This window comes from Paenibacillus crassostreae (assembly GCF_001857945.1).
GTDB classification, from domain to species: Bacteria; Bacillota; Bacilli; order Paenibacillales; family Paenibacillaceae; genus Paenibacillus_AQ; species Paenibacillus_AQ crassostreae.
The window spans coordinates 3,394,885-3,415,902 of record NZ_CP017770.1 but is presented as its reverse complement, the minus strand read 5'-3'; the positions used below and the strand labels follow the sequence as shown (position 1 = coordinate 3,415,902).

Genomic DNA, 21,018 nt, shown 5'->3' with positions numbered 1-21,018 from the left:
ATTCCTCCTTTCAATAATAAGACCCTTATTCTAGTACGGCTGGAACTTTGAATTGTCCAGCTTCTTCTTCTGGTGCATTAGCAAATACCTTTTCTATAGGTAGACTTTCACGTTCTTCATCTTCTCGCATAACATTGCTTAGGTGCAAGACATGTGTAGTAGGTTCTACATTCTCTGTATTTAATCCATCTAATTTCTCTGCATATTGCAAAATCGCATTTAATTGCTCTGTGAATACCAGTTCTTCATCTGCAGTGAGATTAAGTCTGGCGAGCTTTGCTACATGTTGAACATCTTGGTTCGATATATTCATGCGTCTATATTCCTCCCTATTCTTTCTCAAGCAGTTCAAGACTTAAGCCTCAAGCTTCAGGATAATGTTTATAATTATAGGATAGAACTTGTCACAATTCAATCAGAAGCAACCAACAATCATTCTACTTTCCATCCCTACAAGCAGAAACGGCTATGCCGTCCTTTTTCAAGGATGGCAGCCGTCTCTGCCGAAATATAAGAAATAGAGTATCAAGTGAAACTTATACTTTCTTATATTTGCAAAAAGAGTCGGCATATGCCGACTCTTCTTCTATATCCAGGCGCGAAGATTAACCTGCCGAATGAACTCTTCTTGTGACATGGCTTCTGCTGAGATCATTTCACTATCCTCAACAAACTCATTATCACCGTTCATCACACATTTAAACAGTTCTTCATTATATGTCGCTAATGCGTAATCGATCAGCGCTTCTTGAGTCGTACGCTCTACTTCCTGTTGTAAGAGCCTTTCTTCAAGCTCAACATCATTATTAGGTACGAAAAAATTGCGATTTACTTTCGGCACACGAACGACATAATCAAATGCATTATCTGGGTTGCGGTCATAAGCTATAATATAACCATATTCCCCAACTGGAAGGTTCTGTTCAAAGGCGTCATCGACGATTACAATTCTATTCCCAATACTTAGCATCGTCTACCTCCTTGATGTCAATAAGATAATCTTTAGTCTACTAAAAAAAGATAGTGATGTCTACGGTAAGCTATTGGGAGAAACAGCTATTAGTTGGGAAGCCCTCGTCTCTGGAGCAGATGTGATGAACTTAATATAGCTAGGATGATTATTCCTACAGTAAAAAGGCAACACTCAATTGCTGTTGAGGCTGATAGTCCATTTCCAGTCAAAGACTCCGTAGCTAGAGAAATTAACCGAGATGGACTCCAGCTAAACCATCTGGGAAGGATAGCGTTCAAAAGAGAAAGTATCGCTAGGATAGCTAAGGTAACGAAAGCAGCTGCACCTCCTCGTAGAATAGTACTAAAAAAGAGGGTTATTGTAATCCCTAACAGCAGCCAGAGACCATACAATCCAAAGGATATGATACCACTCTTCCAAGATAATTCTCCTATCATTTGATAGATATAATAATATGCTGCCATATATCCAATACCAAAGGCCATAAATAGCGCTGTACATTGAGCAAACCATTTGGACAAAATAATTGAAATAGTAGAAATGGGTCGTACCATAATTAACTCAGCAGTACCCCCATATCGTTCTCCTGATACACTATTCATACCGGCAAGTACAAGTACTAGAATACCTAATGTACTGTATTGGCTTAATACCTGAACCATAACCACTGGTGGAGATGGAAGTTCATAAAGAGCGAACATTTCCTCCGGCACCCCACTGGACATCTTTAGAATGTCTGGCATATAGACGCTCACAACAGGTTGCATAATTCCTAATATTGTAAATACAATAGGAATCCATAGTAGTTTGAAGCTACGGGACATTTCTAGCATTTCTTTTCGATATAATAACCAAGTTCCTCTCATCGCTCATTCACCACCTTTACAAACATATCTTCTAAGGAAGAGCTCCCCACTTCAAATTTCACTAAAGGGATCTTATGATCTGTAGCATCTTTCATGAGCTCATCTCTTGCAGTCTGGAGTTCCTGAACCCATAATTTTGCTATATCCCCTTTAATATCTGCCTCTAATATATAGGGTTTAGTCTTTAAAGAATTTAGCCATAACAATGCACTCGGTTCTCTCTCAACTTGAACAATTACTAGTGGATCGCGATACTCCTCTCTTAACGAAGCAAGAGTTCCCTGCTTGACTAAACGCCCATTCGCCATCACTAGAATATCATCACAAATCTCCTCTGCATCATGAAGAACATGTGTGGAGAATAATACCGTTGTCTCTGATCTCAATTGACGAACCAGCTCGATCACTTCTCTTCTCCCAATGGGATCAAGAGCCGAGACCGGTTCATCCAGTAGTAATAGCTTTGGCTCATGAATAAGGGCTTGTGCTAGGCCAAGACGTTGCTTCATTCCACCAGAGTACCCCGAAATTCGTTTGCTTGCCGCATTTTGTAAACCTACTCTCTCTAAAGCATCCTCTGAACGATTCTGGGCTTGCTTCACTCCCATCCCGCTCAATCCCGCTACGAGATACATATATTCATATCCTGTCATCCAACCATAAAACATAGGCTGCTGGGGTAAATACCCAAGCAACATACGGTAGTCTGAAATTCCACCATGTTCACCAAAAGAAATTTGACCGGAAGTAGGCTGAAGAAGCCTCGCAAGCATGCGTAAAGTCGTTGTCTTCCCTGCGCCGTTGGGACCTAGTAGAGCTACACATTTCCCTTGCTCCAGTTCAAATGTTAACCCTCTGACTGCACTTTCATTACCGTAATTCTTAGTCAGTTCTATCACTTGTAGTAAATCCATTACATATCCTTCCTTCCAACAATAAAGTAAAGTATACTCCCTAGCATATTTCCTATAACAATGATAAGAACCCACATCCACTTGGGGCCACGTACCATTTGGGCTTTAGATAGTGAGATCAAACCGATCACGGCAAGGACAAGCTGTAGAACCAATATAGGTAGAATTAATGTCCAATTTATCATCACATCCATATTACTCATCCTTTCTCTCATATGCTTTCTTACGACGTTCATCTGGTAATCTAACGAAAAATAAATAACTCAATATTGGTATAGGTATCTGAATCAATCCCCATAAACCCCAGAACCAACGCCACTTCCCACGTTTTCCCGCATCCAGAAACATCCAAGTTCCTTGGAACAAAAGAATGGGTACCAGTATAACGATAAGCCAAAGAGGTATCTCCTTAAATTCATTCATTCCACCCCCTCTTTTCTTCGATGAATAATAAAGCGTAATACTAGAACAAAAGCTGCTATAAAACTAAACCCCTGAATGACCCATAAACTCCAAGGTGTCGAGTAAACTAGTAACATACCACTAGCAATCACCACTAACGAGACTAACCAGAACAATACCAATTCAAGTATTGTGAACATTCGCTGCCCTTTCCATCGTTCAGCAATTTGCATTTTCAGTTGTTCCTTGGATGGTACAGAAGGTTGATCCAGCACATGATCCATTCTATCTAAACCTTGACGGAGTTCGATTAAGATGATTTCCTCATCTGTTCTATCCTGATCATTCCAATCCATTGTTAACTCATCTCCTTTCTTAGTTGACGAACCGCATTGGCGACTCTTGATTTAGCGGTTCCCGAGGGAATAAAGAGCATCTCTCCCATTTCCTCATATGTATATCCATAATAGTGCTTTAGCAATACAGCTACGCGATGCTCCGCAGACAATTTCGCTAAGGATTCTAGCACTTGGCTCCATTCCTCATTCCTGCTCTCAAACTGCCACTTTATTCGCCGAATTCCTTGTTCCCTAAAGAGCCAATTCTTCTCTCTCTTTTTCCGACGCATTTGATCAATATATATACGAGTCCCTATCGTTATAAGCCACGAAGAGAATGAGGATGAACCATCGAATTGGTATAATTTCTCCATACATCGAACTATTGTATCTTGAGCAAGATCTTCAGCGGTAACAGGGTCCATCGTAACTTTGACTAGATATTTATATAAAAAGCCATAATGGTCATGGATCAGTTCAGCTAGAACGTTAGCATCTCCCTGCTGTGCAAGTTTAATATTTTTTAATTCCTCTTTCCTCATCTTCTTCACCCTTTTCTTTCAACGACATCTATAGTACGAATAGGTTGGCCCTTTCGTTCATTTCTATATTAAAAAAAATCACAACAAAATAAAGCACGCAAACCGAGATTGATCCTCAGCCTGCGTGCTTTCTATCGTTTGCCTAACATTTAACTAACAACATTGTAACGATTTTGTTATCTTTTGTATAGGTAAATCTTCCAACATGCTACACATACGGGTTGTTGGAGCGTTCATAGCCGATTGTTGTTCGTGGACCATGACCAGGATATACCTTCACTTCATCATTAAATGTAAATAAAGTATTGTGTATCGAATCTAACAGATCTCGTTCTCTTCCACCATAAAGATCGGTGCGTCCAACGCCCAATCGGAATAACACATCTCCCGAGAATAGATCGTTACCACTGAGAAAACTAACACTACCAGGGGAATGACCTGGTGTATGGTACACCGTGAAATGATGCCCTATCAAATTTAACTGCTGACCTCCTGCCAAATCAAATTCAGCAGGCTCAGTCGATAGTGGCGGAGACACCTGTGACCACATCAATGATCCATTCAGCTTTGGACTCGTTAGCCAATCACTTTCTAGCGTATGCAGATAGACTGGGCATCCTTTGAGTTTGCGAATTTCATCTACACCACCCATATGGTCGAAATGAGCATGCGTGAGCAAAATCGCTTCAATATCTAAATTTTGAATTTTTTTGATAAGTGCTCCAGGGTTCATTCCTGGGTCAATGATAATCGCCTTACCTGTTTCTTCATTCGTTAAAAGGTATGCATTCGTCTGTAAGGGACCTAAGGAATAACTATCAATTTTCAACATCACTTTTTTATATTCCCGATATCATTTCACGCAATTCTTTAAGAATAACAGAGCGGAAATCGGATCCTTTCCCATAAGCTTCTACAATTTGTGAGCGAACAATGTCCAGATTGGAAGCATAATCAGAGGCTTCACGATCAGGGTTCTCTTGTTTAAAAGCGATCATATACTTCTGAACATGCTTCGGACGAGGACCCCAATGGCCGAGCACATGACCACCAGTATCTGTGAATATAACTACTGGAACAGATCTTCCACCCATGGTTAGGAATTGGTCCATCACATCTAGATTCTCTTCAAGTATCAATACTTCAGTAGGAATACCTGCAGTTTCTAGTGCATGAAATACGACAGGGATATTACGCACCACATCTCCACACCAGTCAGCCGCAAGAATAAGAACGCGTAAATCATCGCGATGATTCAAACTACCGAAAAATTCACGATCCGAAGGAACATCCCATACGAATTTATCATAATAAGATTGAAACGTTTCTTTATTCTTTTGCATCCCATCCATAAACTGTTGGGGAGAAATCCCCGTTCTTAGTTTGTCTGCTAAATTAGTTTTCATGGTAAGATCCCTCTTTCATTTATGTATTTGGATACCAATATTCACATGCTCCTTACATTCTAACATAGGAAGAGACACATCTTCTACTTGAGCCCAAATACTACGAAGTTGTGTCTTCTGTCTATATTCAAGCATACGTTGTCAAAGGAAGGAGTGAATATATTGTCCCTTAATCACACATCAAAAAAAGATGCACCACTACCTACTCCACGTGGCATTCGAAGAGCTTGTAGTAAAGAGCTTTATCGTACCCTGAAAAGGATGAAGACACATATTCCGGATCCCTTACTCAGGCAAGGCGAAGAATTATATTACCGCAAAGTGATCGGCAACCTTATATGGATTCACGAGAATCATAGCAATCGCAAACTACTCTACCAATGGTGGGAACGAGAAGTTAGTGGTGAGTTATCTTCCCTCTGGGAAGTCGAGCAAGGGAAGCTATGCCATGCTTTTCATGATGCGTTTGGAGGTTGAGTGCGAGTTGCACCTTAATTCGAAGGTAGGAGATCTTTACACACCTTTTCTAAATACGGTGATATTTGTAGAAAATCTCGGAATTCCGTATATTCCTTCCATAGCTGTGCCTGATCTCCGCTTTCCCCTTTAACCGCTCGAATCAGAATATTCTTGGGTGTATGTTCCATGTCTATAAACTCTAATAACTGCGTTCGATAACCCATTAAATCTAGTAATTTTGCACGTACACCATCTGTGGCAAGTGCAGAGAAACGTTCCTTCAATATGCCGTGAGATAACAGTGGGTCTAATATCGGATTCTTCACTTGTGTGAACAACTCATGTTGACAGCAAGGAACCGAGAGAATAACGGAGGCGTTCCAGCGAACTGCTTTTTCTAAAGCAGCATCTGTTGCCGTATCACAAGCATGAAGTGTAACGACCATATCCACCTTGTCTAATTCATCGTATTCGGCAATATCCCCCACAAGAAATTTCAATTGAGTATATTCCAACTTGTCAGCTAATCTATTGCAATGTTCAATAACATCAGTTTTCAGATCCAGTCCAATGACATTCAAGGACCTGTTCTCCTGTATTGCTAAATAATGATATAAAGCAAAAGTTAAATAGGATTTCCCACAACCGAAATCTAAGATCGTGATCGTGCGCCCTTCTGGCAGACTAGGGAGTACATCCTCAACCATCTCTAAAAAACGATTAATCTGTTTAAACTTATCGTATTTGCGAGCTAACACCTTACCCTGTTCATTCATTATTCCTAGTTCAACGAGAAAAGGAATGGGTTGTCCTTCTTCAAGTACATACTGCTTTTTGCGATTATGAGAAAGGTCAATTTCACTTTTGGTTGGTGATTTGGTTAAAATCGACACCTTAAATTTCTTGCTGATTAATATTTGATAATCCGCTTCTGGAGTACAAATCATCCCCTGACGAAAGGTCTGCTCAAAGAGTTCCTTTATCACACGTGTTGCTTCTATTGTTGTTACATTCTTATGAGCAACCTTGTTACTCTCAAAATATGAGAATTGATAATACAATTCATTTTTTAATTCAACCGGCTTTATCTGAACTTTGGTATATGGAATCCCCTCCTTCTTACGCAACTGGCTTAATGTTGCCATAATCATCGTAGAGCTGTTCATTAATTGTTCAATTAGTTTGTGTAATGATTCCAAGAGGGTACATCTCACTTTCTTTAAGTTAATCTATTCTACCTACAACCATACCACTGCAACCATACCACAATTATTTTGATGATCCAAATGACTTCAATTGAATCTTTCGCTTCATTTCCGTGAATCCTTCATCAACCTCGATCCGAGGTAATTCCCCTTGATCCAATCTCTGATCATCCAGTTTCCTAAGTCTTTCATAGAAAGTAAGCCCCTCCTCGGGTTCGATACCTTCTCGCTCTAAGAGACGAAACAATCCATTCTCTGCTTCAGCATAATAACCCTTCTTCTCATGATAGTGGAATAACATCAGCTCTGTTTTAAGCGGTAGACGATATCCATTAATCGCTTGCTTCATGTTCTGGATTTGCTGTGGAAGATTGATCAATTCATTATTAGCACCATGAAAATCCGCAACAAGAGAAAGATGCAATGCTTTCATGAACCTTGTCAAACCTTCATCTGTCTGTCCGAACTCCGAATAGATCTTTCCTTCTTCATATAGAAGGCGTGCTACACTTTGCAGTTTATCAGATTCAACCGTGTCCCTAATCGTGAACATATCTGTAATCTCTTCTGTGGGCAAGGAATTTAATAAATTTGAATTAAGAGGAAACTGCTTACCAAGTAGTTCATCTATTTCCCAAAGAGCTTCTGTATATTTACGTTCCTTTTTTAAATCGAATACTTTAGCGATCATTTGGGTCATTTCCTCAACCATCCTGAGGATATAATCTCTACGAAACATATTCTAGCCTCCGCTCCTTAATCATCCATCACCCAGACTATCTTTAACTAACCTCGATTGTAAGCCATTCACACTAGCAAAGCCAGCACCCATGTAAGGATAAAATTTAAAAAACCGAAGGCTCAATAGCCTTCGGTTAATATTATGGAATAAATATGATATACACATTATTTAGACTTTTCTAAATAAGATATAATATGACCCACCAATTGCTCCGGCGCTTCCATCATACTCATATGTCCTACTCCTGCAATAGTTACTTGTGTTACATTGGGTTTGTCAACAGTAAATATTCGATCAGGAGATATGATCCCATCCTTCTCGCCTGCAACGAGTAACACTGGTAATTCAGTTTCGGATAGAACTTTCCGACGATCCGGCCGTTCACGCATAGCCCCGGTGGCTCCAATCGCTCCCTGTGGAGGAGTTCTGTAACCAATTTCCTTCGCACTATTTATCCATTCTGGGATGGATTGCACATGCTCTGGAGCAAAGAGTGTTGGTACCAAGTTATCAATGAGAGCCGAAACCCCTTGTGTTTGGACCGTGCTTACTGTTAGTAAGCGTTTCTCCTTGACCTCTTCACTATCAGGATAGGCAGTAGAGTGAATAAGACCAAATCCATTCAGACGTGAGGCATATCTCTCGGCGAACGAAAGCGTAATGTATCCACCTAATGAATGGCCTAAAAGCGTCACTTTAGATATTTTCAACTCATCTATTAAATGAACTACATCATCAGCCATTTGTTCAATCGTATATGCTCCCATTGGGGCATCCGTATATCCGTGCCCCCGTAGATCTGGTACAATACAGCGATAATGATCGGATAACAGTGGCACTACCCTGTCCCAGTATCTTGTACTTCCACAAAAGCCATGTAGAAGTACTAAAGGATCTCCCTGGCCTTGATCTTTATAACAAAATGTATTCCCATCGTATATTATCTTTTCCATAGTTAGTCCTTCTTTCTTATCTTTTCCTAAATACTATTAATCCAAGGAAACTATTTTGAATCATTTCATTAAGATTTCCAAATACCGAACCCTTTAGCAATGGATAATGATATTTGCTCAGCCATACACATTACTTGATACAAAGATGTTACTTGCAAGGTCCAATATGGCCTGGGGCCATTCGCATTCACAACGGCCGCTACACTGTAGTGTCCAACTGCTGGAAGAAAGGTTCCTACAGATTGAGCTGGTCGTATTGGTTCATTCGAGACAAGAAATAGCCCTACTGTAGCCGATTGTCCTAGACAAGCGTCTACCGCAACCACGATATGATGAGTAGGTATTTCTGCTAAACGAGCCTCTAAATTGTGTGCATCACAGGGTGAAGAAAGACTTCCGACAACATGAGGAATCCCGTATTCAAGCAGGTGGCTACCTACAAGCGGACCCAACGCATCACCTGTGGACCTGTCTGTTCCAATACATAGGAATGTAATGGTATCTATTGAATGCTGTTCTCGAATATCACGAAAAAATTCTACCAGTCCAGCCTCATCCGTTCTTTTATGGTGTCCACTCGTACCATTTAAAGTCTGCAACTCCCTAACTCTCATCGAAATGTCCTCCCTTCACAATAGTTATTCTAGTAATCTTATTTATTTAAATAGATTGTACTCTACATTAGCATTCTTGAAAAATAAACAACCTAAAACACCTAATATAAATGAAGAGGAGTCAATTCATGGTGATGAGCAGGGAGTCATGTTACAATACAAGAAGTACGTTTGAAAACAAGAAAGGATGGTTCCATCATGCCCGATTTAGCGAATAAAACGCCAGAGAACATCGAATACATGATAGAAGAGATTAAAACAAAGTTAAGAATGGCCAGTGGAGCTGCTATGCAGGCTTCTGCCTTCTCATTAGATCAATACGAGGATATTCAGGATGTATTCGAACTAGTCATGAAGAAAAATAACTTTAGTATTTCAGAAGTTGAATCTCTAGTATCAGAACTAGGGCGCTTACGCCGTCAATCGTAATAACAACGAATAAGGACAGTCCCAGCTATTAAGCATAGTGGGACTGTCTCTTTTCATTTTGTTTCATTATTACCAATGTAGTTTAAATAGCAAGTAAGAAAGACACAACATCATCACATTCTCACAACGAAGGAGGTCATTCTATGTGGAGTATCCTAATTAGTATAGTAATGGCTATTATTATTGGTTTTATCGGTGATGCACTGGTTGGTAATCATATGCCAGGAGGTATACTGGGGTCTATGATCGCAGGTTTCGTAGGGGCATGGATCGGAGTTTGGTTATTCGGCAGTTGGGGTCCACAATTGGGTGGATTTGCAGTAGTACCCGCCATTTTAGGAACAGCTATTTTTGTTTTCCTATTAGGGTTACTCAGCCAACTATTCAGACGTACTGCCTGAACTTGAGATATACTTAATCTTATTTATATGAATCAATTTCATAATCGCCTATGTAGCTTAATTATGAAATTGATTCATATATTACAAATTTTATAGAGGAGTGATTGAAGATGAATCAAGAAGAAAACAACCATCCAATTCAAAGTAGTAGCACATTTTTAAAAGGAGCATTAATTGGTGGATTAATCGGTGCTGCAGCTGCCCTATTATTCGCACCCAAGCCAGGTAATGAACTACGGGGAGATCTCAGTGATAAGCTCTCTCTTGTGACCGATAAGACAAAGGAAGTTGCATCAATTGTAGGTGATAAAGCAAGTGAGTTAGCTAAAACCGTCTCTACGAAATCTTCAGACGTAGCAAAAAGTGTTGTTGAAGGTACAAATAATATCGTAGAATCCGTCAAAAGTTCAAGCACGGATGTATCAGAAGAATTAGCTGACGTTTCTAAAAAAGTCAAAGATACTTCTACAGAAGCAGCCCAAGATGTCCATAAAGAACTGAGCGCGACTAAATACTAAGCCGTTCATTCACACAAATAGCCGGCTAATTAGCCGGCTATTTGTGCATCTATAGTAAATAAACCACTGATAAATCTTTCTCCTATTTCAAAGAAGGTGAGGATGCCTATTGACTAGAATCAAAGCTAACGATGTAGATGAACATCCTTTCGAACTCAGACATGAAGTTAAACATCTTAATAATCGGCTCGATCAAATTGCTGATATGCTTGATAAAGTAGAAATTAAAGATATTATCGAGAACTATACCCATCCCAAGAAAAGAATCATAACCAACTTCACTGCAGGTCTATCTCGAGGTCTGGGCTTATCCGTTGGTACTTTTGTTGTTCTAGGTATTCTTGGTTATATCTTAAGCATATTCGTTGATATGCCCTTAATAGGTAAATACCTTGGAGACTTACAGAAATACATTGATGCTTATAAATGAACTAGATCGAATGCAAATAAATTACTGTATATGATATGGAAAGGAACTTGTGGAAGTGGGAGTTATGTTCGCTACTAAGGCGAACGTAACTCCCACTTCATATCTCTTTCCCATTCCTGTACTGTGACTGTCTTCGTGTGTATTCTAACTACACATGCTTCTCCTTAGAACTTACCCTCAGTAGATCACCCGTCCATCCCTTCTTATGCAGCAAGAAATATATGACTGTCGTTGTGAATCCAATCATTAGAATCATCCCTACAAATCCCCAGGTTAAGTTCGCAAGTGGTATGATATCAAAGTTCATTCCCCAGATCGCACCAATCACCGTTGCTGGTGTAAATACAGCTGTCAATATGGTTAATGTCTTCATAATCTCGTTCCCTCGAAAAGCAGAAACCGCATCATCAATGGAGATTAATGTGTCAATCTCCTTGTTATAGTGAACAAATAACCGTTCCATTCTATCTACGCGATGGAATAATTGAGTATAGAATCGATTGGATATAAACTCCTCATGATACGCTTCCTTCGAGGCAACTACTAATTCCTGAAAGGAGATGAATAAGTTGTTCCACAATAGTAATTCAAACCGCGAAGTTAAGATCTCATCCATTAGATAACGATGGTTATTTCTTTCCATTTGAAGTTCTAATTCACGCAGATTACATTCGAATCTATCTGATGCGGTAGTATATCAATCCACTCTGACGCATATGGATGATTCAAACGAAGTTCCTCAACTTCGGGTGATAACCAATCATCTACCACCAAATCATGCCATTGCCAATGCCCTGACAAAGATAACAGGTTATACTGTCTGTTCCTCGGTTTATTATTCAAGTGGATTCCCCTTTCATCCCATATGATGATAAGCTGCTGTATCTTATACCTTCCTATATTTCAAAAAGGACGCGATAACATTCCCAAACGAGGAATACTATCGCGCCCTTGCGATGATGGGATTAATCATAATAATTAGAAATAATTTCTTTTAGCTTCTCCGTTGCCCTTCTTTGAATCCTGGATACACTCATCTGAGATATGCCTAACTTCTGAGCAATGGAGCGTTGAGAGTCTCCTTCTTGAAAAGCAAGCAACAATACCTCTTGCTCCTGCTCCTTAAGTTGACTTAGAGCCTGTTGTAAATCCATAAGTTTCTCGACAGAATCGTAATCGTTGATATCAGAGCTTATCAATTCACCTAAAGTTGCTCCAGATTCCTCCTGTGATAGGGGGGAATCCAATGAAACATAATGATAACATTCACGTCCCGCTAAGATCTCTATCGTCTCTTCAGCGGTCAGATCCAAGTATTCAGCAATCTCTCGGACATTAGGAGATCTCTCGAATTTTACGGTCAATTCATCAATAGCATGCTGAACGATCGCTCCCTTTTCCTTAATTCTTCTGGGCACTTGAATATACCACGATTTATCACGTAAGTAATTCTTCATATGACCGATAATACTCTTCATAGCATATGGCTCAAATGGAATCCCCATACTAATGTCATATTGCTTGAACAGGCGAATTAGTGCCATCTGACCTACTTGATATAAATCTTCATATAGATCAGGGCGGTTACGAGAAATCTTACCTGAAGCTATCTTGACCATCGATTCATATTTCTTGATAAGTACAGTTGCAATTTCGTTGTCTTCTGTCTGTTGATATTCCCAGATCAGACTAACTGCCTCGCTCATAGACTCGGGGGGAGTCACATTTCCACTCATACAGCTTCCTCACTTCTCATCACACGTTTGGTAAGCACAACTTTCGTGCCATACCCCTGTTTACTTTCCACTATAACATCATCCATAAGTGCCTGCATGAGATAGAAACCAAGTCCCCCGACTTCAACATCATCAAGATCTTTATTATGTAACGTATTACACTCATCTTGAAGAGTTACATTGTCAAAGCTCTCTCCATCATCCTTGACAATAATGGATAATATATCACCGTTCATTTCAAAGGTTACCTCTACTAATCCATCCTCCTGCCCATATGCATAAAGAACAGAATTGTTACAGGCTTCTGATACTGCGACCTTCATATCTTCAATTTCCTCATAGGAAAATCCCATCTTCGTGGAAATCCCATACAAATTCAATCTTACGATATCAACAAAATCAGCACTTGCGGGTAATGTTAACACCACTTTCTGAACTTCATTAGTCATTTGTCAGTCGATCCTTTCCTACTTCCGAATTCTCTATAGATTCAAAGAACTTGGAAATACCCGTCATATCAAATAACTTCTGTATTTGCGGAGGGACATCTTGGACAAGGAACTGTGTACTCATACTATGTCTTGCCTTTAGAATAGATAATAAAATCCCTATGCCTGTACTATCAATATACTTCAAATCCCGCAAATTAATAGTTAGATCTAGATTCGCATCTTCAACCAAGGGCTCCATAACGAGTCGAAATTCTTGAGCAACAGATAAATCTAGTTCTCCCGTCAGGAAAACTGTACAAGATCCGTTGTTTATTTCTGTTTTTGCAACAAATTTTTCGTTATTATTCATAGACACACTCCTAACAATAAATTTTGATTATTAGTATTCATAACCCCAATGATGGATGAATGAAACAAATCATCTCAACCTTCCATCACATGAGATCTCTTCTAGTTACAGGCAGACCTAGATTATCTCTCATGCACAATTCACGTTCCTCGTCATTTAAGCACCTAACAACAATACTGAATGTAAAGGTAGCACCTTCTTCATCCATCGATTCAGCGCGAATGTGACCACCCATCATTTCAACCATCGATTTGCATATAGCAAGACCTAATCCAGTACCTCCAAACTTGCGATTCATGGACGAATCGAGTTGAGAAAAAGGAAGAAACAGTTGGTCTAGCTTGTCATCAGAGAACCCAATTCCCGTATCCTTCACTGTAAACTCAAGTATGAGATACTCTTGGTCACGCCGCTGCTGTGACACTACCAGATATACTCCACCCTGACTTGTGAATTTTATAGCATTGGAGATCAGATTTATCAGCACTTGACGTAGACGATTCATATCCCCATATACTACTTGAGGGATATCTTCATCTATAAAAAAGGTCAATTCCAGACTCTTCTTGTTTGCTTCCATCGCAAAAAGACTAAATACTTCTTGAACACATGCGTGAACTTCGAAGGGATGTTCTTCGAGCTCCATTTTTCCAGATTCCATCTTAGAGAAATCTAATATGTCATTGATTACAGCAACAAGTGTGTCTGCACTCTTGCGAATGACATCAGAATATTCCTTCTGATCTTCTTGTAGCTCCGTTTCCATCAACAGATCTATCATTCCAATAACACCATTCATAGGTGTCCGAATTTCATGACTCATCATCGCTAAGAACTCCGTCTTGGCATTGGTAGCAAGTTCTGCAGCTTCCTTTGCTAAAATAAGTTCCTGATTCATCTTCTCTAATTCTCTTGTCTTTTGTTGAAGTAACATGGATTGCACCTTATGTTTCTTACTGGTCAAATACATTTCCACAAAACCTTCTATTTTGGACTTCAGAATCTGCGGGATAAATGGTTTCACCATATAATCGATAGCCCCCGCGGAGTAACCCGCGAAGAGCTGTTCGGCTTCTTTGCTGTTCGCTGATATAAATATGATTGGAATGTCCTTCGTCTTGTTTCTTGCCTTGATTAATTTGGCGGTCTCAATTCCATCTAATCCAGGCATATTCACGTCCATAATGATCACGGCAAACTCATTCTTCAAAAGGCATCTTAATGCCTCTTCCCCTGATATGGCTTTATTCAGATGATATTGTTCACTTTCTAGTACAGCCTCGAGCGCGAGCAAATTTTCGGGTCGGTCATCCACCAAAAGAATATGAATTGGTTCTAGAACCCCCACGGTATTCACCTCCATTCTCATTTTATTTTTCGGTATATTTTTTCCACTTTGTCCACTGGCTCATATGAATGTCCATGGCTAGTATGTTGTATCGATTCCTTCGAACCCAGAACTAGAATTCCAAATCGGCTCAAACTCTCATGAAACAACCCATGAACTTGATCTCTTAACGTACCATTAAAATAAATCATTACATTTCGGCATAAAATAACGTTGAATTCATTGAATGAGCGATCCGTAGCTAAATTGTGTTCAGCAAAAATCATATTTTTTTGTAAAAAAGGTTTGAAAACAACCGAATTGTACTTCGCCGTATAATATTCTGAGAAAGAACGAGTTCCTCCTGCTTCAATATAATTCTTGGTGTACAACTTCATTTTCTCAATTCCAAATATCCCTTCTTGAGCTTGCTTTAGAGATTGGCTATTCATATCAGTCGCATATATACGAGTCTTATCAAAAAGACCTTCTTCATAAAGGAGAATAGCCATCGAATATACCTCTTCTCCAGTCGAGCATCCAGCATGCCAAATCCGAATGTATGGATACGTACGCAATATTGGAACTACATTGGCTCGAAATGACTTGAATAACTCCGGATCCCGAAACATCTCAGTAACCGGTATAGATAAACTATGAACCAATTGATTGAATGTTAGACGGTCGTGGAGCACCTTTTCCTGCAGAGATGAAATATTATTCAAGTTATGGGTATTAATGAAATTCCATATTCTCCTTTTTATTGAAGGTGTGGCATAATTTCTAAAATCATAACCATATAATTGATAGACCCCCTCTAACAATAATTCTAGCTCAATGTCCTCTCTTTCAGAGTCTAATGAATTCACATTGTTATTTATATATCCCAGCCCTTTCCACGAAATCATTCCATTACCTGCTTCCTATGAATTAGCTACTTCAAGATATTTTACGAATACAACCATACGCGCATTAATGATAGGAGTTGTTCTGTTTGTATCGGTTTCTTAACGTAGTCAGAAGCTCCCGCTTCAATACATTTTGAACGGTCTTCTTTCATTGCCTTGGCAGTTAAAGCGATAATAGGTAGATTTCCAAATTCCGGTATTCTCCTAATCTGACGCATCGCCTCATAACCATCCATTTCTGGCATCATCATATCCATTAAGATCAGGTCAAAGTCGGATTGTTTATCGAGAATTTCTAAAGCATCTTTTCCGTTTTCGGCAAATACGACTTCCATTTGATAACTTTCTAGCACACTAGATAAAGCGTATACATTACGGATATCGTCATCAACGAGTAATATTTTTTTATTCTCAAAAAGTGCTTCTTTGTTGTGGAGTTTTTGTAATATTTCACGTTTATCTTCTGGCAAGTTAGCTTCAATCCGATGCAAGAATAACGTTGTCTCATCCAGCAATCTTTCCGGTGACCTTACGTCTTTAATAATAATGGACTCCGCATATTTGCGTAGAGTCAGCTCTTCTTGGGAATCCAACTGTTTCCCCGTATAAATAATGATAGGTAGATCAACCAATTGATGGTCATCTTGGATCTGATCAAGCAGTTCGAACCCTGTCATATCTGTAAGCATTAAATCCAATACCATACAATCATATTTCTGTTTCCCTAGTTCTCTCAGTGCTTCACTACCTGATGAGGCTACCGTAATCGATACATCATCGTGATTAATGAATTCAACAATCGCATTTCTCTGCGTTTCATCATCCTCAACGATCAATAATCGCTTCACAGTATTCGCCGTATACGATTCAATATAAGAGAAAGCTTTCTCTAACGAATCTTTAGAAGTCGGCTTCTGTAAATATGCAATAGCTCCCATCCTCAATCCCTGCTTCACATCATCAACGATAGACACAATATGAACGGGAATATGTCGAGTTAGGGATGAATTCTTTAACTCACCTAATATAGACCAGCCATCCATGACCGGAAGTTGAATATCTAGAATAATTGCATGAGGAAGAAATTGTAGTGCCATCTTTAAACCCGTATCACCCTGTGATGCAAATAGCACTTTGAATCCACGTGTACGTGCCATTTCTACCAATATATTTGCAAATTTCAAATCATCTTCAATAATAAGCAATACTTTGTCCTGATCTACAATAGAATCACGATCATCCTGTATTTGTCCGTTTAACATTTCCTTTGATTTCATATTTATATGGTTGATAAAATCAGTATCTATACGATGAATTGTATTTATGCTAGATGGTTCTGATTTCGAGGCCGCAGCCTCCCTTTCACCTATTATTGCTTCATTGGATACATCTACTGGTAGATATAACGTGAAGCAGCTTCCTTCCCCTTCCTTTGATTCAAGATCAATATAACCTCCAAGAAGAGCCGCAAGCTCTCGACTTATGGATAGTCCTAATCCAGTACCGCCATATTTACGGCTAGTTGTGCCATCCCCTTGCTGAAAGGCTTCAAATATCAAATCCATTTTATCGTGTGGAATGCCAATTCCAGTATCTTTAACAGAAAGAGCAATATATCCTACACCCTTCTTAAGCTTACTTGGAATATCCTGGGATTGCACTCTATTTATACTAAAATCAACATTACCGGTACTTGTAAATTTAAAAGCATTCGTAAACAAATTACGTAGAATCTGCTTCAATCGATGTGCATCTGTCACAATTTCATCGGGTAGATCATCTCCATAATCAACATGAAGAGTCACTTGAGTCCTACCTATTAATGGCATAAAATTCTGTTGAACAAACTTATCTATATCTTTAATTCTTACTACCTCAGCATTTATTTCCATCTTTCCTGCATCAATCTTAGATAAATCTAGAACCTCATCAATCATTTTGAGCAAATCAGCACCCGACATATAAATAGTCTGTGCATATTCTACTTGCTTCGACGTCAGATTGCCCCCTTTGTTCTCCGTTAATAATTGTGAAAGAATAAGCAAACTATTAAGCGGTGTACGTAACTCATGTGACATATTGGCTAAAAATTCTGATTTGTATTTACTAGTGATCGCAAGTTGAACTGCCTGCTGCTCCAATTGCTTACTTGTCTTTTCAATTTGGAAATTCTTTTCTTCTAATTGTTGCATCTGATCTTCCAAAGTACGAGTCTTGGCAATCAATTCCGTATTGTATTGTTCAAGCTCCTCTTGTTGACTCTGGAGTAATCCTTCAGAACTCTTAAGTGCTGCTGTTTGCTCTTCTAAATGTCCATTAGAACGTCGTAACTCTTCTTGTTGTGTCAGCAACTCCTCTGATTGGCACTGTAATTCTTCTGTCAGAGCTTGTGAATCACGCAACAGTTCCTCTATACTAATCCGACGGCGAACATTATTAAGCACAATACCTAGACTATTAGTGAGCTGTAACAATAATTGTCGTTCTAGTGGTGTAAACTTACCTAACGAGGCGAGTTCTACTACACCTATTAGTTCTTCTTCGAACAGGATCGGATAAATCATCAGACTTAAAGGTAAGGACTCCCCAAGTGCAGATTGAACCGATAGATACTGATTAGGAACACCTTCAATACATATGGGATTTTTATCCATGGCGCTCTGACCCAATAGCCCTTCCCCGGTATCAAAATAGTCTTTGGTCGATAAATCCCCTGATCCAGCATATGTTCCATATTTAAACAAACGATTCGGTTGCTTGTCCTCCCCTTGAATATAAACCGCGCCATAATGAGCTCCTAACACTGGTGTGAATTCACTGATAAAAGTCTGTGATATTTGTTCTAATGAGTTAACCCCACGAAGTAACTGTGTCACCTTGTTCGTATGAGAATTCAGCCAATTCTGATCTTTTTGTGCTTCTATATAACTCATTTCCAACTCTTGCTTTTCCTCTAGATCCTCCGCCATTTCCTTGAATACGCGAGCCACTTCACCAATCTCATCCTTAGAAGTGACTTTTAGCCGACGAATCGTCTTCATATGACCTTTACCAAAGCTACTGATCATCATATTAATAATATGAAGTCCTTTAGAAAGGCTCGGGATAACCCACATGATTATTCCTAAACCCAACATTAAGCCGATAACCATAATAATTGCTGTGATTCGAATGGAACGCTGATATCCAGCATTAACACTTGTCATATCCTCATCAATCATACGATCCTGATAAGAAGCTAACTCATCTAAACTATCTAATGCTTCGATCTGAATAGGAACACCCGTTGAAATTTGGTATGTTTGTGCTTCCTTGTCCAATCCCATAGCTAATAGTTCTAACTGACTTTGTTTGAAAATAACAAATTGCTCCCATGCCACCTGAACACGCTCTAGCATTTGTTCTTCATCTTTATTGTTCGTACTATTTAGAATGTCATCTAAGTAATTCTCTGCATTAGTCATCGTTGTAACTAATTTTTCTTGACCATCTACATAGTGAGGCGAGTCTTTATCATTAAGAAGTAGACTAACTAAGATTCTCGATGCCGTATTTACTTCTCCACGCATCCCACTCGAATCTCGTACCTTCACATATCTTTCCTCATAGACTTGATCTAATTGCCTATTCATATAATTCAATCGATCATATCCAACCATGGACATGATTAGTAAGAGCATCATCATTGAACCGAATCCGAGCAATAATTTTGTTTTTAATTTCATTCCGGACTCCCTCCTTCCTTAAGTGAGATCCACACCAGGCATTTATCATCATCTCGTACTTGCTGTAGTTCGATATTAAAAAATGCCTGTTGCATCATCCCTTCATCCCATTCATGATTACCTTCAAAATAGCTGATTAAATAAGCCATTTGGGCGTCATAATCACCTGCGACAATTTCCATCAGGCCGTCTGTATATAAGGCAATATGACTATCACCATCATAATTAAAGCTCTTCTGTTGAACTTCGATAGTATCGAATAGCCCTACTGGGTAGCACACTTGATGTAGCATCACTGCACTTTCATTGCCCTGAAAAAAAAGTGCAGGTGGATGGCCAGCATTAACATAGTCAACCCTCTTTTTCCGTGTATCTACGACTAAATATATCGCTGTGAAGTAATACTGTATAAGTTCATTCTCAATATATAACTGATATAATCTCCTATTCAGTTCTTGAATGACCTTCTCTGGCTCCACATAAGTAGTAATCGTATCTTTTAATACCGAGGCAATGAACATACAGACTAAGGAAGATGAAATTCCATGTCCCATCATATCAAGCACAATGATCCCATAGCGTCCATCCCTTAGCTGATACCATGCGTACAGATCACCAGCTAATACTGCTGAGGGTTTATAAAGCGCATGCACTTCAAATAAATCATCTTCAATGGGAGAAGTAAGGACTGCATTCTGAACCAAAGCAGCTATTCTGAGTTCCTCCTGAATTCTCTGATCTCGTTCCTTATGCCAATCGTTCTCCTTCTTTAATCGCAATGCAAGCCGAATTCTGGCCATGAGTTCAACTTTATTAATCGGTTTCGTAACATAATCCACTGCTCCACTATCCAATGCTTCAGCAAGTTTCTTAGAATCCCCTACGGCAGTGACCATGATAATCGGGATATCCCTAAGATGTGAATAATGCTGGATTACACGACATGCTTCAATACCATCCATTTCAGGCATCATCATGTCTAAGAGAATGAGATCAATATTAGACTTATTAGGTACGACTTGATTAGGATGATTATCAATTCCAAGAATCTCAAACATGCATTTTGCAGAAGTCGAAGAGCAGATATCGAGATAATTCTCTTTCTTTAATATCTCTCGTATAATGATGACATTTGTAGGATTATCATCAACAATTAATATAGTCATAGTTTGCTCCTTTAATTCATAATCCATAATTTGAGGTTTCATCCATTCATCATACATAACACATAGATATAACTATATACTAAAAACACGTCAAAACCGCGGGAAAGATCATTCTTACTAAAAATTATATGCATTATATCTATATGCTTCAAAAAAAACATAG

General features: G+C 39.1%; 27 protein-coding genes and 1 pseudogene. 5 read left to right on the top strand and 23 right to left on the bottom strand.

Going from position 1 to position 21,018, the window contains the following annotated elements:
* Positions 1-25 precede the first annotated feature (25 nt).
* From gatC to LPB68_RS15625, 10 genes are all read right to left on the bottom strand, one after another.
* The gene (gatC, locus tag LPB68_RS15670) at positions 26-313 is read right to left on the bottom strand and encodes an Asp-tRNA(Asn)/Glu-tRNA(Gln) amidotransferase subunit GatC (RefSeq protein ID WP_068656753.1); all 288 of its coding nucleotides are present in this window, start codon (positions 311-313) and stop codon (positions 26-28) included.
* Positions 314-586: 273 nt separating this feature from the next.
* Complete coding sequence (locus LPB68_RS15665) at positions 587-970, bottom strand: ATPase (protein WP_068656755.1); 384 nt, start codon at positions 968-970, stop codon at positions 587-589.
* Between the two features lie 89 nt (positions 971-1,059).
* On the bottom strand, positions 1,060-1,839 hold the full coding sequence (locus LPB68_RS15660; RefSeq protein WP_068656757.1) for an ABC transporter permease: 780 nt from the start codon (positions 1,837-1,839) through the stop codon (positions 1,060-1,062).
* A complete protein-coding gene (locus LPB68_RS15655) occupies positions 1,836-2,753 on the bottom strand; it encodes an ABC transporter ATP-binding protein (protein WP_068656760.1) in 918 nt (305 codons plus the stop codon). Before LPB68_RS15655 ends, LPB68_RS15660 begins: the two co-directional genes overlap by 4 nt.
* The gene (locus tag LPB68_RS15650) at positions 2,753-2,947 is read right to left on the bottom strand and encodes a PLDc N-terminal domain-containing protein (protein WP_068656761.1); all 195 of its coding nucleotides are present in this window, start codon (positions 2,945-2,947) and stop codon (positions 2,753-2,755) included. The genes LPB68_RS15655 and LPB68_RS15650 overlap by 1 nt, the downstream gene beginning before the upstream one ends.
* A gap of 1 nt (position 2,948) precedes the next feature.
* Positions 2,949-3,176 (bottom strand): hypothetical protein, encoded by a 228-nt coding sequence (locus LPB68_RS15645; protein ID WP_068656763.1) that lies wholly within the window; start codon positions 3,174-3,176, stop codon positions 2,949-2,951.
* Positions 3,173-3,511, bottom strand: coding sequence for a YxlC family protein (locus LPB68_RS15640; protein WP_068656764.1), 339 nt, complete (start codon positions 3,509-3,511; stop codon positions 3,173-3,175). The genes LPB68_RS15645 and LPB68_RS15640 overlap by 4 nt, the downstream gene beginning before the upstream one ends.
* A gap of 2 nt (positions 3,512-3,513) precedes the next feature.
* On the bottom strand, positions 3,514-4,035 hold the full coding sequence (gene sigY, locus LPB68_RS15635) for an RNA polymerase sigma factor SigY (protein ID WP_068656766.1): 522 nt from the start codon (positions 4,033-4,035) through the stop codon (positions 3,514-3,516).
* 208 nt (positions 4,036-4,243) lie between these two features.
* Positions 4,244-4,867: an MBL fold metallo-hydrolase gene (locus LPB68_RS15630; protein ID WP_418303841.1), complete on the bottom strand. Its 624-nt coding sequence runs from the start codon at positions 4,865-4,867 to the stop codon at positions 4,244-4,246.
* A gap of 7 nt (positions 4,868-4,874) precedes the next feature.
* The gene (locus LPB68_RS15625) at positions 4,875-5,441 is read right to left on the bottom strand and encodes a thioredoxin family protein (RefSeq protein WP_068656770.1); all 567 of its coding nucleotides are present in this window, start codon (positions 5,439-5,441) and stop codon (positions 4,875-4,877) included.
* Positions 5,442-5,603: 162 nt separating this feature from the next.
* Between LPB68_RS15625 and LPB68_RS15620 the strand changes: the two genes are divergently transcribed.
* Positions 5,604-5,918 carry a hypothetical protein gene (locus LPB68_RS15620; RefSeq protein WP_068656772.1) on the top strand — a complete coding sequence of 105 codons (315 nt, stop codon included), beginning with the start codon at positions 5,604-5,606 and terminating at the stop codon, positions 5,916-5,918.
* Positions 5,919-5,932: 14 nt separating this feature from the next.
* Here LPB68_RS15620 and LPB68_RS15615 read toward each other — a convergent pair whose 3' ends face one another.
* The 4 genes from LPB68_RS15615 to yyaC form a co-directional block, all read right to left on the bottom strand.
* Positions 5,933-7,099 (bottom strand): class I SAM-dependent methyltransferase, encoded by a 1,167-nt coding sequence (locus LPB68_RS15615; protein WP_418303806.1) that lies wholly within the window; start codon positions 7,097-7,099, stop codon positions 5,933-5,935.
* 70 nt (positions 7,100-7,169) lie between these two features.
* The gene (locus tag LPB68_RS15610) at positions 7,170-7,844 is read right to left on the bottom strand and encodes a DUF6483 family protein (protein ID WP_068656773.1); all 675 of its coding nucleotides are present in this window, start codon (positions 7,842-7,844) and stop codon (positions 7,170-7,172) included.
* A gap of 167 nt (positions 7,845-8,011) precedes the next feature.
* Positions 8,012-8,800 carry an alpha/beta fold hydrolase gene (locus tag LPB68_RS15605; protein ID WP_068656775.1) on the bottom strand — a complete coding sequence of 263 codons (789 nt, stop codon included), beginning with the start codon at positions 8,798-8,800 and terminating at the stop codon, positions 8,012-8,014.
* Between the two features lie 68 nt (positions 8,801-8,868).
* Positions 8,869-9,414, bottom strand: coding sequence for a spore protease YyaC (gene yyaC / locus LPB68_RS15600; protein ID WP_082865646.1), 546 nt, complete (start codon positions 9,412-9,414; stop codon positions 8,869-8,871).
* A 198-nt stretch (positions 9,415-9,612) separates the two neighbouring features.
* Here yyaC and LPB68_RS15595 point away from each other — a divergent pair, with 198 nt between their 5' ends.
* The 4 genes from LPB68_RS15595 to LPB68_RS15580 all read left to right on the top strand — a co-directional run bounded on the left by LPB68_RS15595 (position 9,613) and on the right by LPB68_RS15580 (position 11,192).
* Entirely contained in the window at positions 9,613-9,843 is a 231-nt protein-coding gene (locus LPB68_RS15595; RefSeq protein ID WP_068656777.1) for a DUF1128 domain-containing protein, read from the top strand.
* A 143-nt stretch (positions 9,844-9,986) separates the two neighbouring features.
* Positions 9,987-10,244: a GlsB/YeaQ/YmgE family stress response membrane protein gene (locus LPB68_RS15590; protein WP_068656779.1), complete on the top strand. Its 258-nt coding sequence runs from the start codon at positions 9,987-9,989 to the stop codon at positions 10,242-10,244.
* Positions 10,245-10,354: 110 nt separating this feature from the next.
* A complete protein-coding gene (locus LPB68_RS15585; protein ID WP_068656780.1) occupies positions 10,355-10,762 on the top strand; it encodes a YtxH domain-containing protein in 408 nt (135 codons plus the stop codon).
* Positions 10,763-10,871: 109 nt separating this feature from the next.
* Complete coding sequence (locus LPB68_RS15580; RefSeq protein ID WP_232510190.1) at positions 10,872-11,192, top strand: DUF5665 domain-containing protein; 321 nt, start codon at positions 10,872-10,874, stop codon at positions 11,190-11,192.
* A gap of 148 nt (positions 11,193-11,340) precedes the next feature.
* Here LPB68_RS15580 and LPB68_RS15575 read toward each other — a convergent pair whose 3' ends face one another.
* From LPB68_RS15575 to LPB68_RS15535, 9 genes and pseudogenes are all read right to left on the bottom strand, one after another.
* On the bottom strand, positions 11,341-11,835 hold the full coding sequence (locus LPB68_RS15575; protein ID WP_082865647.1) for a CorA family divalent cation transporter: 495 nt from the start codon (positions 11,833-11,835) through the stop codon (positions 11,341-11,343).
* An 8-nt stretch (positions 11,836-11,843) separates the two neighbouring features.
* Positions 11,844-12,035, bottom strand: a complete 192-nt coding sequence (locus LPB68_RS15570) for a hypothetical protein (RefSeq protein ID WP_068656783.1) — start codon at positions 12,033-12,035, stop codon at positions 11,844-11,846.
* A 122-nt stretch (positions 12,036-12,157) separates the two neighbouring features.
* The gene (locus LPB68_RS15565) at positions 12,158-12,928 is read right to left on the bottom strand and encodes a sigma-70 family RNA polymerase sigma factor (RefSeq protein WP_068656785.1); all 771 of its coding nucleotides are present in this window, start codon (positions 12,926-12,928) and stop codon (positions 12,158-12,160) included.
* Entirely contained in the window at positions 12,925-13,377 is a 453-nt protein-coding gene (gene rsbW / locus LPB68_RS15560) for an anti-sigma B factor RsbW (RefSeq protein ID WP_068656787.1), read from the bottom strand. Before rsbW ends, LPB68_RS15565 begins: the two co-directional genes overlap by 4 nt.
* On the bottom strand, positions 13,370-13,735 hold the full coding sequence (locus tag LPB68_RS15555) for an STAS domain-containing protein (RefSeq protein WP_068656789.1): 366 nt from the start codon (positions 13,733-13,735) through the stop codon (positions 13,370-13,372). Before LPB68_RS15555 ends, rsbW begins: the two co-directional genes overlap by 8 nt.
* Positions 13,736-13,945: 210 nt before the next feature.
* A pseudogene (locus LPB68_RS15550) lies at positions 13,946-15,077 on the bottom strand (response regulator); the annotation flags it as partial.
* Between the two features lie 17 nt (positions 15,078-15,094).
* Positions 15,095-15,964 carry a CheR family methyltransferase gene (locus LPB68_RS15545; protein ID WP_068656791.1) on the bottom strand — a complete coding sequence of 290 codons (870 nt, stop codon included), beginning with the start codon at positions 15,962-15,964 and terminating at the stop codon, positions 15,095-15,097.
* Between the two features lie 41 nt (positions 15,965-16,005).
* Positions 16,006-19,689 carry a response regulator gene (locus LPB68_RS15540; RefSeq protein ID WP_068656793.1) on the bottom strand — a complete coding sequence of 1,228 codons (3,684 nt, stop codon included), beginning with the start codon at positions 19,687-19,689 and terminating at the stop codon, positions 16,006-16,008.
* On the bottom strand, positions 19,686-20,855 hold the full coding sequence (locus LPB68_RS15535; RefSeq protein ID WP_068656941.1) for a fused response regulator/phosphatase: 1,170 nt from the start codon (positions 20,853-20,855) through the stop codon (positions 19,686-19,688). The genes LPB68_RS15540 and LPB68_RS15535 overlap by 4 nt, the downstream gene beginning before the upstream one ends.
* Positions 20,856-21,018 lie beyond the last annotated feature (163 nt).

What these genes read in the sequence shown, in the direction of transcription:
- gatC (WP_068656753.1), bottom strand. Translation starts at nt 313, where the DNA reads ATGAATATATCGAACCAAGATGTTCAACATGTAGCAAAGCTCGCCAGA.
- LPB68_RS15665 (WP_068656755.1), bottom strand. Translation starts at nt 970, where the DNA reads ATGCTAAGTATTGGGAATAGAATTGTAATCGTCGATGACGCCTTTGAA.
- LPB68_RS15660 (WP_068656757.1), bottom strand. Translation starts at nt 1,839, where the DNA reads ATGAGAGGAACTTGGTTATTATATCGAAAAGAAATGCTAGAAATGTCC.
- LPB68_RS15655 (WP_068656760.1), bottom strand. Translation starts at nt 2,753, where the DNA reads ATGGATTTACTACAAGTGATAGAACTGACTAAGAATTACGGTAATGAA.
- LPB68_RS15650 (WP_068656761.1), bottom strand. Translation starts at nt 2,947, where the DNA reads ATGGATGTGATGATAAATTGGACATTAATTCTACCTATATTGGTTCTA.
- LPB68_RS15645 (WP_068656763.1), bottom strand. Translation starts at nt 3,176, where the DNA reads ATGAATGAATTTAAGGAGATACCTCTTTGGCTTATCGTTATACTGGTA.
- LPB68_RS15640 (WP_068656764.1), bottom strand. Translation starts at nt 3,511, where the DNA reads ATGGATTGGAATGATCAGGATAGAACAGATGAGGAAATCATCTTAATC.
- sigY (WP_068656766.1), bottom strand. Translation starts at nt 4,035, where the DNA reads ATGAGGAAAGAGGAATTAAAAAATATTAAACTTGCACAGCAGGGAGAT.
- LPB68_RS15630 (WP_418303841.1), bottom strand. Translation starts at nt 4,867, where the DNA reads ATGTTGAAAATTGATAGTTATTCCTTAGGTCCCTTACAGACGAATGCA.
- LPB68_RS15625 (WP_068656770.1), bottom strand. Translation starts at nt 5,441, where the DNA reads ATGAAAACTAATTTAGCAGACAAACTAAGAACGGGGATTTCTCCCCAA.
- LPB68_RS15610 (WP_068656773.1), bottom strand. Translation starts at nt 7,844, where the DNA reads ATGTTTCGTAGAGATTATATCCTCAGGATGGTTGAGGAAATGACCCAA.
- LPB68_RS15605 (WP_068656775.1), bottom strand. Translation starts at nt 8,800, where the DNA reads ATGGAAAAGATAATATACGATGGGAATACATTTTGTTATAAAGATCAA.
- yyaC (WP_082865646.1), bottom strand. Translation starts at nt 9,414, where the DNA reads ATGAGAGTTAGGGAGTTGCAGACTTTAAATGGTACGAGTGGACACCAT.
- LPB68_RS15595 (WP_068656777.1), top strand. Translation starts at nt 9,613, where the DNA reads ATGCCCGATTTAGCGAATAAAACGCCAGAGAACATCGAATACATGATA.
- LPB68_RS15590 (WP_068656779.1), top strand. Translation starts at nt 9,987, where the DNA reads ATGTGGAGTATCCTAATTAGTATAGTAATGGCTATTATTATTGGTTTT.
- LPB68_RS15585 (WP_068656780.1), top strand. Translation starts at nt 10,355, where the DNA reads ATGAATCAAGAAGAAAACAACCATCCAATTCAAAGTAGTAGCACATTT.
- LPB68_RS15575 (WP_082865647.1), bottom strand. Translation starts at nt 11,835, where the DNA reads ATGGAAAGAAATAACCATCGTTATCTAATGGATGAGATCTTAACTTCG.
- LPB68_RS15565 (WP_068656785.1), bottom strand. Translation starts at nt 12,928, where the DNA reads ATGAGTGGAAATGTGACTCCCCCCGAGTCTATGAGCGAGGCAGTTAGT.
- rsbW (WP_068656787.1), bottom strand. Translation starts at nt 13,377, where the DNA reads ATGACTAATGAAGTTCAGAAAGTGGTGTTAACATTACCCGCAAGTGCT.
- LPB68_RS15545 (WP_068656791.1), bottom strand. Translation starts at nt 15,964, where the DNA reads ATGATTTCGTGGAAAGGGCTGGGATATATAAATAACAATGTGAATTCA.
- LPB68_RS15540 (WP_068656793.1), bottom strand. Translation starts at nt 19,689, where the DNA reads ATGAAATTAAAAACAAAATTATTGCTCGGATTCGGTTCAATGATGATG.
- LPB68_RS15535 (WP_068656941.1), bottom strand. Translation starts at nt 20,855, where the DNA reads ATGACTATATTAATTGTTGATGATAATCCTACAAATGTCATCATTATA.